We start from the raw sequence: 15,675 nt of genomic DNA on the forward strand, positions 1-15,675 counted from the left end.
GACCTGCGGCGACAGGTCCAGCAGCATCTCTTCCTGTGGCGTGATGTCGCGGCTCTCTTGCCAGTAGCCGTAGTAGCGCGTGCCCGGCTGCGTGCACACGTAGCCGCATAGTGCCGACCGTTCGCGGTCCTCGAACGCCGCCGCCTGCCTGCAGAACGTGCCCAGCGTCTTGCCCGGCAGGATGCCGCACTGCTGCTGCGCGCGGTACACCAGCGCGCCCGCGTCGCTGTCACCGGCATCCTCCACGCGCACGTCGGCCACCTGGCGGTACAGCGCGGCCATTGCGATCTTCTCCGCGTCGCTGGCCGCGGGCGGCAGGTCGATGGTGTCCTGCCACTCGTCCAGCGCGGCGGTCACCGTATCGACGTGCTGCAGCGTGCGGTCCACCTGCGCCTGCCGGCTGACCTCGATGCGGTCGAACACCTGCATCAGCGGCACCAGCAGCGTCACCAGCACGCCCAGGCCCACGGTGGCACCGAGCGCCGCGGTCTTCGCATTGACGCGCCAGAACGGCACCGCCTGCGCATCCGCTTCACTCGGACGGAATTGCAGGCGACGCAGCGGCGGCAGTTCGTCATCGCCTTCCACCGGCGAAGACCAGCCGGGAATGCGCGCCAGCCAGCGCGGATGCAATGCCTCGCCGAAATCCTCGCCCAGCCGGTGGTAGCTCTCCCACTGCGCCTCGTCGAAGAACTGGTCCGACGTCGGCTGCTGCGGGAACAGCGGATTGCGGCTGGCATAGGCCAGCACGTCGCTGTCCAGCGCCCAGTGCAGGTTGGGCTTCACCACCAGCAGCGTACCGACGCGACGCTCGCCGCCGACCTCCGGATAGCGGATGCGCGCCAGCAGCACGCCGCGCGCGGTGTACAGGTTGCGCAGGTCTTCCGGCGCCAGGATGTTGATCTGGCTGTCGGTCGGCAGCGACAGCCGGGCCGCGCTTTCGTGCGTGTAGAACTCGATGTCGGTGCCGAAGTCGATGCGCGCCTTGCGCACCAGGTTCTCCAGGTCGCCGAACTGGTACTGCGGATCGGCGCCGCAGTCGGCCAGGATGATGAAGTCCAGCTGCCGCCGCAGCAGCGCGTGCACGCCGGTGTTGTCGAAGTGGCCGCCGTCGGACAGGTACCAGCTCGCCGCGCTCTGGCCATGGAACTTGCCCATCGCCTCGGACAGCAGGCGACCGGCCTTGGAGCCGCGCACCGCTTCGCGGAATCGCGACGCCGGCTGGAATGCGCGCGCGCGTCCCACCTTCAGCCAGTAGCCCAGCCGTGCGCCGGCAAGGAACAGCAACAACGCCCAGCCACGCGTGGTGTACGCGCCCGCACCCGGTGCCGCGGCCGCGCCGGAGATGGCGATCCAGCGACCCAGTGTGTCCAGCCCGGTCTGCAGCAGCACCGGCGTGCCCTCGCGCGCGACTTCCAGCCCGCGCGCGGAGGCCACCATCGGCTCGCCCTTGCGGTCGGCGTTGTACAGACCGCTGCGCCCGCCACGCGTCTGGTTGAGGCAGACGTTGACCAGGTGCAGCGGACCGCCTTGCAGCTCGGGCCGGTAGTCGGCCAGTGCCACGTCATCACCGGGCACGACGCTGGTGACATCGGACACGCGCTCCGGGTTGTCGGCCCCGGCCTTTCCCGGCGACGGCATGTCGTCCAGCTTCCGCGCCGGATTGCCGACGCCCAGGTAGGCACGCGTCAACCGTGCGCGGTAGAAGTTGTGCATCGATGAGGTGTTGGCGGTCTCCGCGTTCCATGCGGTCAGCAGCAGCCACGCGACCAGCGCTGCGGCGAGCAGGCCGAGTCGTCCGCCGCGGTTGTCGAGCACCGGCAACTGCGCGACCGCCAGTACCGCATCGAACACCCACCACTGCACCAGCGTCACCCATGCCAGCAGCAACAGCAGCGCCACGCCCATGCCCATCAGGTTCAGCAGGCGCGGCCCCATGCCCAGCGACGGACCGTCGTCGGCATTGGCCAGCTTCTGCAGCGGCTCGGCATAGGCGCGCACCACCGCCAGCAGCACACCGCCCACGCCCAGCCCGCCGTAGACCCACGCGCTGCCGGACTGCAGCACGTTCATGAACCACCAGCTCAGCAGGTCCAGCGCACCCGCGGCGATCAGCAGCAGGGTGACCAGATTGAAGAGCCGCAGTTGCGAGGTCATGCGGTTGCGCAACTGCGCATTGGCCACGCTGCGGCCCAGCCCGCGCGAGCGCAGGCAGCGCACGGCCAGCACCGCACCGTGCACGGCCACGCTGGCCAGGCCCAGCATCAGCGCCACCAGCAACGGCGGCGCCCGCCACCAGCCCGAGCCGGGCGCCCACAGCGTGATGCCGATCCAGACCGCCGTCGCGGCCGTGGCGGCGATGACGACCAGGTCGCCGAAGGCGATGCGTGCGCCTCTCGGCTCCGCGTTCCCGGGGGCGGGAATCACGTCGCGCAGCATCCAGTAACTGACCAGACTGCCCGGCACCAGCAGCAACCAGCACGCCGCGGCGAGCGGCCACCACGCACTGGGCCAGCCTTCCCATTGCTCGGTGGCGAGCAGGCTGAGGTCGTTCTGCAGGAAGTGCGGCAGCACCAGCAGGCAGCCCACCAGCATGGCCATCAGGCCGAACTCGAGATGGATGGCGATGCCGGCGCGCAGGTAGGTGGCGAACGCCGCGCCGTAGTCGCGCGCGCCGCGTGGCGTCAGATAGCGGCCGTAACGGCGCAGCCACGCCAGCGCCATCGAATCGTTGCGCTGGAGCAGCGCCTGCGCACGCGTCAGGCCCAGCGCGCAGACCAGTCGCCCGAACGCCGCGCCGGCATAGCCGCCGCCCGACACCGTGGACAGATAGTCGAGCCGCGGCAGTACGCCGTTGCGCGCCAGTCCGCGCAGCAGGCCGATGCAGAACGTCGCGCTGCGGATGCCGCCGCCGGACAGGGCCAGGCCGGCGGTGGAGCGCAGGGGGGTGTGTTCGCCATCGCGGCGCAGTGCCGCTTCGCGCTCGTGCAGTGCGCTGCGCTCCTCCGCGGGGATCGTGTCCGGCAGGATCCGGTCCTGCGTGCGCGTGGTGTCGGCGTCCGACATGGCGATCCTCGCTAGCCTCAAGCCCGGGGGCATCGTTATCAGCCAACGCGTCGCGATTCGGGATGAGGCCACCGTCGCCGCACGTTCATGCGTTTACGTTTCGAGGCCTTGCGTAGCTACCGCGCGGACGGAGATAGCGTGCGGCACGCTCCCATCGGGAGGCGGGAACGCTAGCTGCGGCGCTTGCGGGCCCGGCTGCGGCCGGCGGGTTTCGCAGGGTCTGCGCCTGCCGGGGTCTGCGCGCCAAGATGGAGTTGCAGGCGCTCCAGCGACGACAGCGTGTCGGTGTAGGCGATGAAGTGCTGCAGGTAGCCCGGCGACACCTCGCGCATCAGGTGCAGTGCGCGATGCACCAGCATGCCCGAATTGAGCGGACCGGCATCGGCGGGGACGTCGTCGAGCGAGGCGCGCAGTTGGCTGTCGGTGCGCACCTGGCTCCACACCCGGCGTGCCTCGTCGAGCACCGCCGGCACCGGGGGCAAAGGCGTTTCAGCGGTGGCGCCCGGCGTGGCGGGGGAGCGTTGCTGAAGCGCAGACACCACGCTGCGCAATGCGGTGTCGCTGGCCGACGCGATCGCGTCTTGCGGCGGTGCGGTCCAACTGGCGAGATCATCGGCATAGGTGCTGATCAGGTGGGTCAGGCGTGCATCGAGCAAGCGTCGCGCTTCGCCGGTGTGCGCCTGCGTGCGCGCTGCCAATGCATCGATGAAGGCGAAGCGCACGGGGTCCATGCGCTCGGCGCCGCGCGAGCGCCAGGCCTGCAGTTGTGCAGTAGCGGGCAGGGCGCCGCCATCCATCAGGGGGCTGCCTTGCGTGTGGTGGGACGCGGCATCGGCGCGATCTCGACGCGGCGGTTGCGCGCGCGGCCGTCCTCGCTGTCGTTCGCGCTGACCGGCTGTTCGGCACCGAACGCCGCCGCGAACACCGATGACGACGGCACGCCGTCGGCGATCAGCGTGCGCGTGACGGTCAGCGAGCGTTGCGCGGAGAGTTCCCAGTTGTCGGCGAACTGGCGGTTGCTGCCGCTCACCTGGCGGTCGTCAGTGAAGCCGCTGACCATCAGGATCTCGTCGCGCGTACGCAGGTAACCGGCCAGCGGCGCGGCCAGGCCCTTCAGCAGCTCGCGGCCTTCCGGCTGCAGCTGGTCGGAGTTCAGCGCGAACAGCACGTTGCCGCGGATGCCGATGCGGCCATCCACGATCGTCACGCGCCCTTCGGCCAGTGGTTCGGCGAGCGCCTCTTCCAGCGCCTTGCGCTGCTGCGCTTCCAGCTCGCGCCGTTTCACTTCCTCGTCCAGCCGCTGCGAGAGCTGCGCCTGCACGGCGATCACGCCGACCAGCACCAGTACGAAGGCGCCCAGCAGCACCGACATCAGGTCGCCGAAGCTGGCCCAGACGGGTGCGCCGAGATCGGCGTCGTCACCGGTCTCGACGCTCACGCGGCCTCCGCCGGCTGCGCGCCGCCCAGCTGTTGCAGGTCAAGGGTGATCTGGCGCTGCGCGGACAGGCTGAGGTCGATGACTTCGCGCGCCTGCGCCACGTAGTAGGCCAACTGGTCGTCGCTGCGTGCCAGCGAACGGTCGAGCGCGCCTTCGATGCCTTCCAGGCGGACCAGCAGTGCCTCGTTCGACTGGCCGAACCGCTGTACCGCGGTGCCGAGTGCGTCGCCGAGGCTGGCGACTTCGGTGGCGCCGGCGGCGACCTGCGCGGCGATATCGCCGAGCTTGCCGGTCTCGGCTTCGACATGGTCGGTGAAGCGGGTGCCGACGCGGTCGAGCAGGTCGGCCGAGGTGGCGATCAGCGCATCGATGGCGCCGCGCTGTTCGGTGGAGGCGTGGTTCACCGCATCGAGCAGGGTCTGCAGCGTGCCCATCAACTGGTTGCGTTCTTCCAGCATCGCGGTGTCGCGGACCATGCTGTCGGACAGCTTCTGTCGCAGTTCGGCGATGACGTCGGCCGCCGCGCGCGGCGCTTCCGAAGCGACCTGCACGAGTTGCGAGATCTCGGCAATGGTCTGGGTGGAGTGCGCTTGCGCTTGCGAGGTGATCTCCTGCGCGCTGCGCGACAGGGCGTCGCAGATGTCCTGCTGCAGGATCGCGGTGCGTGCGCCGGCTTGCTCCCACTGCGTTTGCAGGGTGGCGCCGGTCGCCGCCAGCCGCTCTGCCCACGCCGCGAGACGCGGTTCATCCTGCGCGACGAGCGCCTGCTGGACCTCGGCATGCGACGACGCGATCGCATCGAGCAGCGATGCGGCGTGGCGCTGCATGTCGGCGGCGTGGGCGGCCAGGGCTTGTTCGTTGCGCGCGGCGATGCCGGCGCTGGTGGCTTCCTGCTGCGCGAGCGCCTGGTCCCAGCGGTCCGACAGCGTGGTGGCGTTTCGCTCCAGTCGCGACGACACGCCGTCGATCAGCGCGGAGGCGCGCGTGTCGAATGCGCTGGACAGGCGATCGGTCAGCGCCTGCATGTCGCCGGTGAGCGCGGCGTTCGAACGCTGCTGCTGCTCGATCGCCGTGGTCCAGCTGGCCGCTGCCGCCGTGGTAGCGGCGCCGAAGCCAGCGCTCAGTCCATCCAGTTGCCGCTGCACGGCCTCGGTGACGGTGTTCTGCATCGCGGCACTTTCGCGGGCGAGTCCGGCCAGCGTCGCTTCGGTCGATGGTTGCAGCGCGGCGACCACCGCACGCGCGCTCGCGTCGACGCCGGCCTTCAAGGTCTGCTCGAACGACACGGCCCACTGCGCCTGTGCCGCTTCGGTGCGCGCGTGGAAGGCATGCTGATGCGTCGCCAGGCGTTCGCCGGCGGCGGTGTTCTGCTGCTCGATCGAGGCCACCATCGCCTGCAGGCGTTCCACCAGGTCCGGCATCAGCGCAGCCTGCTGCTGCAGCAGACGGAACGATTCCTCGCGCTGGAACGCCTGCGAATGCGCGTGCAGGGACGTGGTGATTTCGGCATCGAGCAGATGCACCGCGTGCAGCCGCTCGCGCCGGCAGAGGGCGGCGAGCAGGCCGAGTACAGCCGAGGCCGCCACGCCGGCGATCGAGGTGCCGAACGCGAAGCCCAGACCCTTCACCGGCGCCGCCAGCGAGCCGCGGATGGCGTCGATGTCGGTGGCGCTTTCCAGCGCCAGGCCGGTACCGCGCAGCGTCGCCATCATGCCGAGCAGCGTACCGAGCATGCCGAGCAGCACCAACAGGCCGACCAGGTACGGCGTCAATGCCGGGGCGGGCAGGGCGACGCGTTCGCCTTCGATGCGCTGGCGCACCGAGGGGCGCAGGCTCGCGTGCAGCGACGACAGCCACGCCGACAATCCGTCCTTGGCGGCCGAGGTGTCCGCGACGGCACGCAGCAGAGTGTCGGTCGCCTGCCGGTAGCGATGCAGTTCGAACACGCCCGCCAGGTAACAGGCGCCGATCACCAGCGTGACCACCGCACCCAGCGTGTGCGTGCCGACGTAGCCGGCCCCGATCCAGGTGACGATGGCGAGACCCAGCAGGAACAGGGGCGCGAGCAGGACATGTCGGTTCATGGTGTTCCGGAAACAGGTGAAGAACGAAGCGCGGCGAGCAGCGCATCGATGGGATGGAAGCGGACGTCGAGCTCGGCGAGCAGCACGTCCTGCAAGTCGCGGCGGAACGTGGCCAGCCACGTGTCGTCCGCCGCATCGGCATTGGCCTGCTTCAGTCGGTCGAACTGCTGGCCGAGCAGGGTGGGGGTGGTCGCCAGCAGGGTCTGCTCGCGCGGACTGAGGGTCATCTCCATGACGGCGTCGACCTCGGCCAGCCGCGCCTGGTCGGCCGTGCCCTTCGCCAGCGCGTCGCGCAGGCGCCCGCGCAGCTGGCCGGTAGCGGCCTGCATCGAGCGCTGCAGGTCCAGGCAGTGGCGGTGGAACGGCGCCACGTCGTCGCCGGACAACCCGTCGAGCTTGTCGCGGCGCAGGATGGCGGCGGTCAGCGTCGCGCGGACGCGCGCGCAGGCGGTGCCTTCGGCGTCGACCGGGATCGCGTCGCGGGAGCCTGCCGGCGTTCCATCGAGGGCCCGGGACAGCGCGATGGCGCGGTTCCAGTCGAGCCACTGGCCCAGCCGTTCGGATAACGCGGGGGCGGTGGAAGGAAGGTCGAGGTCGCCCAGCCGGGCGAGTTGCCGGACGAAGGCGGGAGCCGAAACGGCCGCCCGTTGCTGCGGTAAAGCCACGATGACGCTCAAAAGACGGTGATTTTACAGGAAGCACCAAGCCGGCTGACCTGCCAATGCCGGATTCGACAGCAATCTGAGTCGAGCCCGGCGGCAGGCAAAGAAAAAGCCGGAACCTCGCGGTTCCGGCTTCTCTTCAAGATGGTGGAGGTGGGGGGAATTGAACCCCCGTCCGAAGGCACGCCATCCCCGGTACTACATGCTTAGCGCTCCGTTAGGTCTCGTTCCCTGACAGCACGGCGCGCAAAGCGCATCCGGGAACCAGCCTGTTTTGGTTAAGCCATGACTGACAGGCAGCCGTCACAGCCGGTTCCGTGATAATGACCCTACATCCACGAGCACGGGCACAAGTGGGTTCGGGGCTTACGCCTTAAGCGGCGAGAGCGTAGTTGTCGTCGTTGGCAACTAGAGTTTTGCCGCTGGATTTACGAGGAAAGCTGCCCCCTCGGCATGCACCAGGTAACTTTGCAACCCCCGTCGAAGCCAGTGCACCCCCGGGAGTCAGAAACAACCTGACGAAGAGAAGTGTAGGGGCGGGGTGGGGTTGAGACAAGGCGACGCGGCTGGCGCGTTCAGCTGCATGATGCATGGGCCATGCCTTCATGCCCCCTGGGTAAAGGGGGGCGAATTCGCGCGTCAGCGCGAATGGGGGATCGGCAGCGTGCGTCGGGCCCCAGGATTCGCTAGGCGAAGCCTGGGGATTCCATCGCGTCACGCGATGGAATCACGCATCCCGATTGTGCCGGCGCATCACGCGCGACTTCTCGCGCGCCCAGTCGCGGTCCTTCTCGGTGGCGCGCTTGTCGTGGGTCTGCTTGCCCTTGGCCAGTGCCAGTTCGGCTTTCACCTTGTTGCCTTTCCAGTACAGCGAGGTAGGCACCAGCGTGTAACCGTCGCGTTCGACCTTGCCGATCAGGCTGTCGATCTCGTTCCGGTGCAGCAGCAGCTTGCGGGTGCGACGGTCGTCGGTCACCACGTGGCTGGAGGCCTGGATCAGCGGCGTGATCTGCGCACCGAACAGGAAGAGCTCGCCGTTGCGGATCGTCGCGTAGGCCTCGGTGATGTTGGCGCGACCGGCGCGGATCGCCTTCAGCTCCCAGCCCTGCAGGGCCAGTCCCGCCTCGTGGCGCGCTTCGAAGTGGTACTCGTGCCGCGCGCGCTTGTTCAGCGCGATCGTGCCCGTTGCTTTATTCTTGTCCGGTTTCTTTGCCATCCGTCCTATTGTCGCCGAAGGCGGAACCCTACGCGAGCCACATGCATACGATCCGCCGCAGCGCCCTGGTCGAACACTCGGCCACCCGGATGTTCGACCTGGTCAACGACGTGGCGGCTTACCCGCGCCGGTTCGACTGGTGCAGCGCGGCCGACCTGATCGAGCAGGGCGAGCAGCGGCTGGTCGCGCGGCTGGACCTGGGGCTGGGTGCGCTGCGCACGTGGTTCACTACCGAAAACCTACTGGACAGGCCGCATCGCATCGACATGAACCTGGTCGACGGCCCGTTCCGCAAGCTGCATGGCCGCTGGGATTTCCATGCGCTGGACGAGTCGGCCTGCAAGGTCACGCTGACACTCGAGTTCGAGCCGGCCAGCCGCCTGCTGGCACCCGCGATGGCGCTGGGGTTCCAGGGATTGGCGGATCGCATGGTGGACGACTTCGTGCGCGCTGCCGACCGCGGGGAATGACATGCGCGTGGAGGTGATCCGCGCGTGGCCGCACCGGTTCGATTCGGTCTTGCTGGAGCTGGCCGACGGTGCGACGGTGGCTGATGCGCTGGCCGCCAGTGGCTTCAATGAGGGCGCGCACGCGATCGCGATCCATGGCGTGAACGCCACGGCCGGGACGGTGCTCAATGAAAACGACCGCGTGGAAGTGCTGCGGCCGTTGCTGATCGATCCGAAGGACGCGCGCAGGCGCAGGGCGCGCGGCTGATCCGTTCCCGCCTCAGCGGCGGCGGCCGCGCCCGCCCTTCTTCTTTTCCTTGGCGAGGTTCGGACCGAACTTGCGCACGTCGCGCGACAATTCCAGGTCGGCTTCGGGGAAGTATTCGCCTTCCCAGCTGGCAAGCGTGTCGCCGTTGAAGATCAGGGTGAGGTTCTTGATGTCGGTCGTGCCGCGGCGGTTGGTACGGTTGCTCGCGGTGTAGTCCCAGCGGTTGGCATGGAACGGATCGGCGATCGACGGGCTGCCGAGTAGCGACTGCACCTGCTGTTTGCTCTGGCCCGCCTGCAACTGGTCCACGGCCGTCTTCTCGATCAGGTTGCCCTGGTAGATCGGCTGCTTGTAGAGGATGCCGCAGCCGGCAGTGGCGGAAGCGAGGACGGCAACCAGCAGGAATTTGCGCATTGGACAGGTACGGTGGGAAACCGGGCCGATGATACACTCCCGCAGACCGCCGCAACCGAGCTTCAGGCAGCTGGCGCTAAACCGAGAGTGAACGGAGACGCCATGGAATCGCAGGACCTTCGCAAAGTCGGCCTCAAGGTCACCCACCCGCGCATGCGCATCCTGGAGTTGCTGGAGCAGAAGAACAGCCAGCACCACCTGAGCGCGGAAGACATCTATCGACAGCTGCTTGGCCATGGCGACGAGATCGGCCTGGCGACGGTGTACCGCGTGCTGACGCAGTTCGAGGCCGCGGGCCTGGTGCTGAAGCACAATTTCGAGGGCGGCCAGGCCGTCTATGAACTCGACCGTGGCGGGCACCACGACCACATGGTGGACGTGGACACCGGCAAGATCATCGAGTTCGAAAGCGCCGAGATCGAAAAGCTGCAGCGCGAGATCGCCGCCAAGCACGGCTACGAACTGGAAGAGCACTCGCTGGTGCTCTACGTGCGCAAGAAGCGCTGATATCCAGGGGAGGACGGTGGGAGCGACGTAAGTCGCGATGCGGCATCACCGGCCCTGCATCGCGACTTACGCCGCTCCCACATCAAAGAAGCATGGAGGCGTCAGACCGCGTTGGCGAGCAGCCGCTTGGCCGCCGCGTGGGCTTCCTTGCTGACCTCGACGCCGCCCAGCATGCGCGCGAGTTCCTCCTCGCGCTGTTTCGTCGCCAGCTTCTCCACCGCACTCTGGGTCATGCCATCCACCGGCGCCTTGCTGACGCGGTAATGCGCATGTCCCTGCGCGGCGACCTGCGGCAGATGGGTGACGCACAGGACCTGCCGCTGCGCGCCGAGCGCACGCAGCTTCTGGCCGACGATCTCGGCCACGGCGCCGCCGATGCCGGTGTCCACTTCATCGAAGATCATGGTCGGCACTGCATCCAGGCCGAGTGCAGCCACTTCGATCGCCAGTGAGATGCGGGCCAGTTCACCGCCGGACGCCACCTTGCGAAGGGGGCGCGGCGGCTGGCCAGCGTTGGCAGAGACCAGGAACTCCACGCGTTCGGCGCCGGTGGGATCCGGCCGGTCGCCATCCTGCGATTCCATGGCGATTTCGAAGCGGCCGCCGCCCATGCCCAACTCCGCGATCAGGCCGGTGGTGGTGTCGCCGAGCGTCTTGGCAGCGCGCTGGCGCGTGTGCGTCAACGCGGCGGCAGCCGTGCGCCATAGCGCCTTGATTGCGTCGATCTCGCCATTGAGCTGCAGCAGGCGCTCGCCGGCACCGCGCAGCGATTCCAGTTCGGCAGCCAGGCGGTCGTGCAGTTCCTTCAGGCCGTCCAACGGCACTCGGTGCTTGCGGGCCAGGTCGTGCACACGGGCCAGCTTGCGTTCCAGCTCATCAAGCTGGAGGGGGTCGCCATCGAGGTCGTCGCGGACCTGGCCCAGCAACGACAGCGCTTCCTCGATCTGGATCGCGGCGCCCTCGAGCAGCGCGTCGACGTCGCGCAGGCGGGGCTCGTGTTCCGCCTGCCGGGCAAGGTCGGCACGCACCTGTTGCAACTGGCGGGTCGGCGATGGGCTGTCGTCGCCGGCAAATTGGCCCAACGCCACGTCGCAGGCCTGGATCAGGCCGGTGGCGTGCGCCTGCCGGCGGTGGCTGGCCACCAGCGTGTCCAGCGCGGCCGGCGCGAGGTCTTCGCGTTGCAGTTCGGCGAGTTGGTGTTCGAGATAGTTGATCCGGTCCGAGACATCGCCCTGTCCCGACAGCTGCTCGCGCTCGCGGAGCAGGACATTCCATTGCCGTGCGGCCTCGCGCACGGCGTTGCGCTCGTGGTCGTTGCGGGCGAAGGCGTCCAGGAGTTCCAGCTGGCTGTTGCGCGCGAGCAAGGCCTGGTGCTCGTGCTGGCCGTGGATTTCCACCAGCCGGCCGGCCAGGTCGGCCAGCTGCGAGAGCGTCACGCTGCGGCCGTTGATCCAGGCGCGCGAGCCGCCATCGGCACGGATCACCCGGCGCAGCTGGCACTGGCCATCGTCATCGAGTTCGTTGTCCGCCAGCCACGCCTGTGCCGGTGACCCGACCGTCGCAGCGAACTCGGCGGACAGCTCCGCGCGTTCCGCGCCGTGGCGGACCACGCCGCTGTCGGCGCGCAGGCCAGACAGGAAGCCCAGGGCGTCCACCAGCAGGGACTTGCCGGCCCCGGTCTCGCCCGAAATGACGGTCATGCCCGTGCCGAACTCCAGTTCGGCGGTGCGGACGACGGCGAAATCCTTGATGGCGAGATGTCTGAGCATGCGACGGATTGTAAGCGGTGCCGGCTCATCGTCTGAGACTGCCGGCCATGCCGGCTTGCAATGCCGCTGGCCCGACGTTATCTAGCTGTCATGACCACGCCGTCGCCCCCGCTGGATCCGCGCGCCCGCCAGTTGCTGCGCACGCTGATCTCGCGCTACATCCATGACGGCGAACCGGTGGGGTCGCAGACGCTGGCACGGCATGCGGGGCTGGAAGTGAGTCCTGCGACCATCCGCAACATCCTGTCCGAATTGGAAGAAGTCGGGCTGCTGAGTTCGCCGCACACCTCGGCCGGCCGCATCCCGACCGCACAAGGCTATCGGGTGTTCGTCGACAGCCTGGTGCAGGTGAAATCGCTGGGCGATGGCGAGGTAGCGCGCCTTCGCGCCGAACTGTCCGCCGGCGCGGGTACGCAGGCACTGCTGGGCAACGCCTCCGAGCTGCTGTCGGCGATGACCCATTTCGTCGGCGTGGTCAGCGTGCCGCGACGCGAGCAGTTCGCCTTCCGCTACATCGACTTCGTGCCGCTGGATGGGCAGCGGGTGATGGCGATCCTCGTATTCGCCGACAACGACGTGCAGAACCGCGTGATCGAGACACGGCGCGTGTACGAGCGCTCCGAACTCGAACGCATCTCCAATTACCTGAACACGCAGTTCGCCGGCAGGCCCCTGGCGGAAATCCGCGCCAATCTGCTGCGTGACCTGCGCCGGGCCCAGACCGAAATGGAAGGGCTGCTGGCCGAATCCATCGAACTGGCCGAGCAGGCACTGACGCCCCCCAGCGACGACGTGGTGCTGGCCGGGCAGACCCGGCTTATGGGCGTGCAGGAGCTGTCCGACCTGGAGCGCCTGCGCGACCTGTTCGAGGCCTTCGCCCGCAAACGCGAGATCCTGCAGCTGCTGGAACGCACGATCCGCGCGCCGGGCGTGCGCATCTTCATCGGCGAAGACACCGGGCTGGCACCGCACGATGGCGTGTCCGTGGTCACCGCGCCCTACATGGCGGGCGGGCAGGTGCTGGGCGTGCTGGGCGTGATCGGGCCTACCCGGATGGCGTACGACCGGGTCATTCCGGTGGTGCAGGCGGCCGCCGATGTGCTGGGCGCGGCCTTGAATCCGGAATCCACGGCCCCATAGGTTCCCGGTTGGGCGGCTGGACCTGCCGCCAGGGAACCGAAATGAACGAACAGAACGACCACGACGCCACCCACGGCCTGCCGCCCGAGTCCTCCGACACCGACGCCGCGCTGCTGGCGGAGCTGGAAACCCTGCGCAACGAGCTGGACCAGTTGCGCGCGACGACCTTGCTGGAACGCGCCGACCTGGAGAACCAGCGCAAGCGCGTGGCCCGCGATATCGAACAGGCCCGCAAGTTCGCCAACGAACGCCTATTGGGCGACCTGCTGCCGGTGTTCGACAGCCTGGATGCCGGACTGAGCGCCGCCGGCACCGAGCCGAGCCCGTTGAAGGACGGCCTGGAGCTGACCTTCAAGCAGCTGCTCAAGGTGGCCGGCGACAACGGCCTGACGCTGCTCGATCCGACCGGCGAAGCCTTCAATCCGGACCACCACCAGGCCATCAGCCAGGCCGATGCGCCAGGCGCTGCCCCGGGCAGCGTGGTGCAGGTGTTCCAGAAGGGCTACGTGCTCAACGGCCGCCTGCTGCGGCCGGCGCTGGTCGTCGTGGCCAAGCACGACTGAACACCCGCGCGAAGGTGCTTGAACGGCGCCATCGCACCCCTATATCGGGACCATCCACCCGGCCAATCGCCGGATCCAAACAGAATTTGCTAGGAGCGACATCCATCATGGGCAAGATCATCGGCATCGACCTGGGCACGACGAACTCGTGCGTGGCGATCATGGACGGCGGCAAGGCCCGCGTCATCGAGAACTCGGAAGGCGACCGCACCACGCCCTCCATCGTCGCCTACACCAAGGACGGCGAAGTGCTGGTCGGCGCCTCGGCCAAGCGCCAGGCGGTGACCAATCCCAAGAACACCTTCTACGCGGTGAAGCGCCTGATCGGCCGCAAGTTCACCGACGCCGAAGTGAAGAAGGACCTGGATCTGGTCCCGTACGACATCATCGCGCACGACAACGGCGATGCCTGGGTGCAGACCAACGACGGCAAGAAGCTGTCGGCGCAGGAAATCTCCGCGCGCATCCTGGAGAAGATGAAGAAGACGGCCGAAGCCTTCCTGGGCGAGACCGTCACCGAAGCCGTCATCACCGTGCCGGCCTACTTCAACGACAGCCAGCGCCAGGCGACCAAGGACGCGGGCAAGATCGCCGGCCTCGACGTCAAGCGCATCATCAACGAACCCACCGCCGCTGCGCTGGCCTACGGCCTGGACAAGGGCGAGGGCGGCGCGGACCGCAAGATCGTCGTCTATGACCTGGGCGGCGGCACGTTCGACGTGTCGATCATCGAGATCGCCAACGTCGACGGCGAGAAGCAGTTCGAAGTGCTGGCGACCAACGGCGACACCTTCCTGGGTGGCGAAGACTTCGACAAGCGCGTCATCGACTACCTCGTGGAAGAGTTCCAGAAGGACCAGGGCATCGATCTGCGCAAGGATCCCTTGGCGCTGCAGCGCCTGAAGGACGCTGCCGAGCGCGCCAAGATCGAGCTGTCCAGCACGCAGCAGACCGAAGTGAACCTGCCGTACGTCACCGCTGACGCCTCCGGCCCGAAGCACCTCAACATCAAGCTGACCCGCGCCAAGCTGGAAGCGTTGGTGGAAGACCTGGTGAAGAAGACCATCGAGCCGTGCCGCATCGCGCTGAACGATGCCGGCCTGCGCGCCAGCGACATCGGCGAGGTGATCCTGGTCGGCGGCCAGACCCGCATGCCGAAGGTGCAGCAGGCGGTGGCCGAGTTCTTCGGCAAGGACCCGCGCAAGGACGTCAATCCGGACGAAGCGGTCGCCCTCGGCGCCGCGATCCAGGGCGGCGTGCTGGCCGGCGACGTCAAGGACGTGCTGCTGCTCGACGTGACCCCGCTGTCGCTGGGCATCGAGACGCTGGGCGGCGTGTTCACCAAGATCATCGAGAAGAACACCACCATCCCGACCAAGGCCTCGCAGACCTTCTCCACCGCCGAGGACAACCAGTCCGCGGTGACGGTGCACGTGCTGCAGGGCGAGCGCGAGCAGGCCCGCTTCAACAAGTCGCTGGCGAAGTTCGACCTGTCCGGCATCGATGCCGCACCGCGCGGCATGCCGCAGGTGGAAGTGTCGTTCGACATCGACGCCAACGGCATCCTGCACGTCAGCGCCAAGGACAAGAAGACCAACAAGGAACAGAAGGTCGAGATCAAGGCTGGCTCGGGCCTGTCCGAGGACGAGATCGCGCGCATGGTCGCCGACGCCGAGGCGCACCGCGAGGAAGACAAGAAGTTCCAGGAACTGGTGCAGGCACGCAATCACGCCGATGGCCTGATCCACGCCACCCGCAACGCCATCACCGAGCATGGCAGCAAGGTGCCGGGTGACGTGATCGGCAAGGTCGAGGCGGCGCTGGCCGATCTTGAAACCGCGATGAAGGGCGACGAGAAGGCACAGATCGAGGCCAAGGCGAAGGCGCTGGAAGAGGCTGGGCAGTCGCTGTACGCGGCGGCGGCCTCGGCCGACCAGCCCGGCGGTGGTCCAGCCGGTGGCGCGTCTGCGCCGGCCGACGACGTGGTCGATGCCGAGTTCACCGAAGTCAAGGACGACAAGAAGTAATCCCGACTCACGGAGGGATGCGGCGAACGGGAGACGTGGCCTGCCACGGCCTCCCGTTTTGCCATCCGGCGA

Annotated in this window: 14 protein-coding genes and 1 other RNA gene; 6 read left to right on the forward strand and 9 right to left on the reverse strand. The window is 68.1% G+C overall.

What is annotated here, in order from left to right:
- The 7 genes from AX730_RS02730 to smpB form a co-directional block, all read right to left on the reverse strand.
- Positions 1-3,066: hypothetical protein (locus AX730_RS02730; RefSeq protein WP_062351597.1), on the reverse strand; the 3,066-nt coding region annotated here is incomplete at its 3' end.
- A gap of 170 nt (positions 3,067-3,236) precedes the next feature.
- Positions 3,237-3,863: a DUF2894 domain-containing protein gene (locus tag AX730_RS02735; RefSeq protein ID WP_062351600.1), complete on the reverse strand. Its 627-nt coding sequence runs from the start codon at positions 3,861-3,863 to the stop codon at positions 3,237-3,239.
- Positions 3,863-4,504, reverse strand: coding sequence for an OmpA family protein (locus AX730_RS02740; RefSeq protein ID WP_062351603.1), 642 nt, complete (start codon positions 4,502-4,504; stop codon positions 3,863-3,865). The genes AX730_RS02735 and AX730_RS02740 overlap by 1 nt, the downstream gene beginning before the upstream one ends.
- Positions 4,501-6,588 carry a DUF802 domain-containing protein gene (locus tag AX730_RS02745; protein ID WP_062351606.1) on the reverse strand — a complete coding sequence of 696 codons (2,088 nt, stop codon included), beginning with the start codon at positions 6,586-6,588 and terminating at the stop codon, positions 4,501-4,503. The genes AX730_RS02740 and AX730_RS02745 overlap by 4 nt, the downstream gene beginning before the upstream one ends.
- A complete protein-coding gene (locus tag AX730_RS02750; protein ID WP_083537671.1) occupies positions 6,585-7,265 on the reverse strand; it encodes a DUF3348 family protein in 681 nt (226 codons plus the stop codon). Before AX730_RS02750 ends, AX730_RS02745 begins: the two co-directional genes overlap by 4 nt.
- A gap of 130 nt (positions 7,266-7,395) precedes the next feature.
- Positions 7,396-7,749, reverse strand: a transfer-messenger RNA (tmRNA) gene (ssrA, locus tag AX730_RS02755).
- Positions 7,750-7,977: 228 nt separating this feature from the next.
- Positions 7,978-8,466: an SsrA-binding protein SmpB gene (gene smpB, locus AX730_RS02760; protein WP_062351608.1), complete on the reverse strand. Its 489-nt coding sequence runs from the start codon at positions 8,464-8,466 to the stop codon at positions 7,978-7,980.
- A gap of 41 nt (positions 8,467-8,507) precedes the next feature.
- Between smpB and AX730_RS02765 the strand changes: the two genes are divergently transcribed.
- Positions 8,508-8,936 carry a type II toxin-antitoxin system RatA family toxin gene (locus tag AX730_RS02765; protein ID WP_062351716.1) on the forward strand — a complete coding sequence of 143 codons (429 nt, stop codon included), beginning with the start codon at positions 8,508-8,510 and terminating at the stop codon, positions 8,934-8,936.
- Between the two features lies 1 nt (position 8,937).
- Complete coding sequence (locus tag AX730_RS02770; RefSeq protein ID WP_062351611.1) at positions 8,938-9,183, forward strand: RnfH family protein; 246 nt, start codon at positions 8,938-8,940, stop codon at positions 9,181-9,183.
- A gap of 12 nt (positions 9,184-9,195) precedes the next feature.
- On the opposite strand, the gene AX730_RS02775 is transcribed toward AX730_RS02770, so the two are convergent.
- A complete protein-coding gene (locus tag AX730_RS02775; RefSeq protein ID WP_062351613.1) occupies positions 9,196-9,597 on the reverse strand; it encodes an outer membrane protein assembly factor BamE in 402 nt (133 codons plus the stop codon).
- Positions 9,598-9,699: 102 nt separating this feature from the next.
- Here AX730_RS02775 and fur point away from each other — a divergent pair, with 102 nt between their 5' ends.
- Positions 9,700-10,104 (forward strand): ferric iron uptake transcriptional regulator, encoded by a 405-nt coding sequence (fur, locus tag AX730_RS02780; RefSeq protein WP_062351615.1) that lies wholly within the window; start codon positions 9,700-9,702, stop codon positions 10,102-10,104.
- Between the two features lie 101 nt (positions 10,105-10,205).
- On the opposite strand, the gene recN is transcribed toward fur, so the two are convergent.
- Positions 10,206-11,873, reverse strand: a complete 1,668-nt coding sequence (gene recN / locus AX730_RS02785; RefSeq protein WP_062351624.1) for a DNA repair protein RecN — start codon at positions 11,871-11,873, stop codon at positions 10,206-10,208.
- A 90-nt stretch (positions 11,874-11,963) separates the two neighbouring features.
- Between recN and hrcA the strand changes: the two genes are divergently transcribed.
- From hrcA to dnaK, 3 genes are all read left to right on the forward strand, one after another.
- Positions 11,964-13,013 (forward strand): heat-inducible transcriptional repressor HrcA, encoded by a 1,050-nt coding sequence (gene hrcA, locus AX730_RS02790; RefSeq protein WP_062351627.1) that lies wholly within the window; start codon positions 11,964-11,966, stop codon positions 13,011-13,013.
- A gap of 41 nt (positions 13,014-13,054) precedes the next feature.
- Positions 13,055-13,576, forward strand: coding sequence for a nucleotide exchange factor GrpE (grpE, locus tag AX730_RS02795; RefSeq protein ID WP_062351719.1), 522 nt, complete (start codon positions 13,055-13,057; stop codon positions 13,574-13,576).
- Between the two features lie 107 nt (positions 13,577-13,683).
- Positions 13,684-15,603: a molecular chaperone DnaK gene (gene dnaK / locus AX730_RS02800; RefSeq protein WP_062351630.1), complete on the forward strand. Its 1,920-nt coding sequence runs from the start codon at positions 13,684-13,686 to the stop codon at positions 15,601-15,603.
- Positions 15,604-15,675 lie beyond the last annotated feature (72 nt).

Source organism: Pseudoxanthomonas mexicana (assembly GCF_001556105.1).
Taxonomy (GTDB): domain Bacteria; phylum Pseudomonadota; class Gammaproteobacteria; order Xanthomonadales; family Xanthomonadaceae; genus Pseudoxanthomonas_A; species Pseudoxanthomonas_A mexicana_A.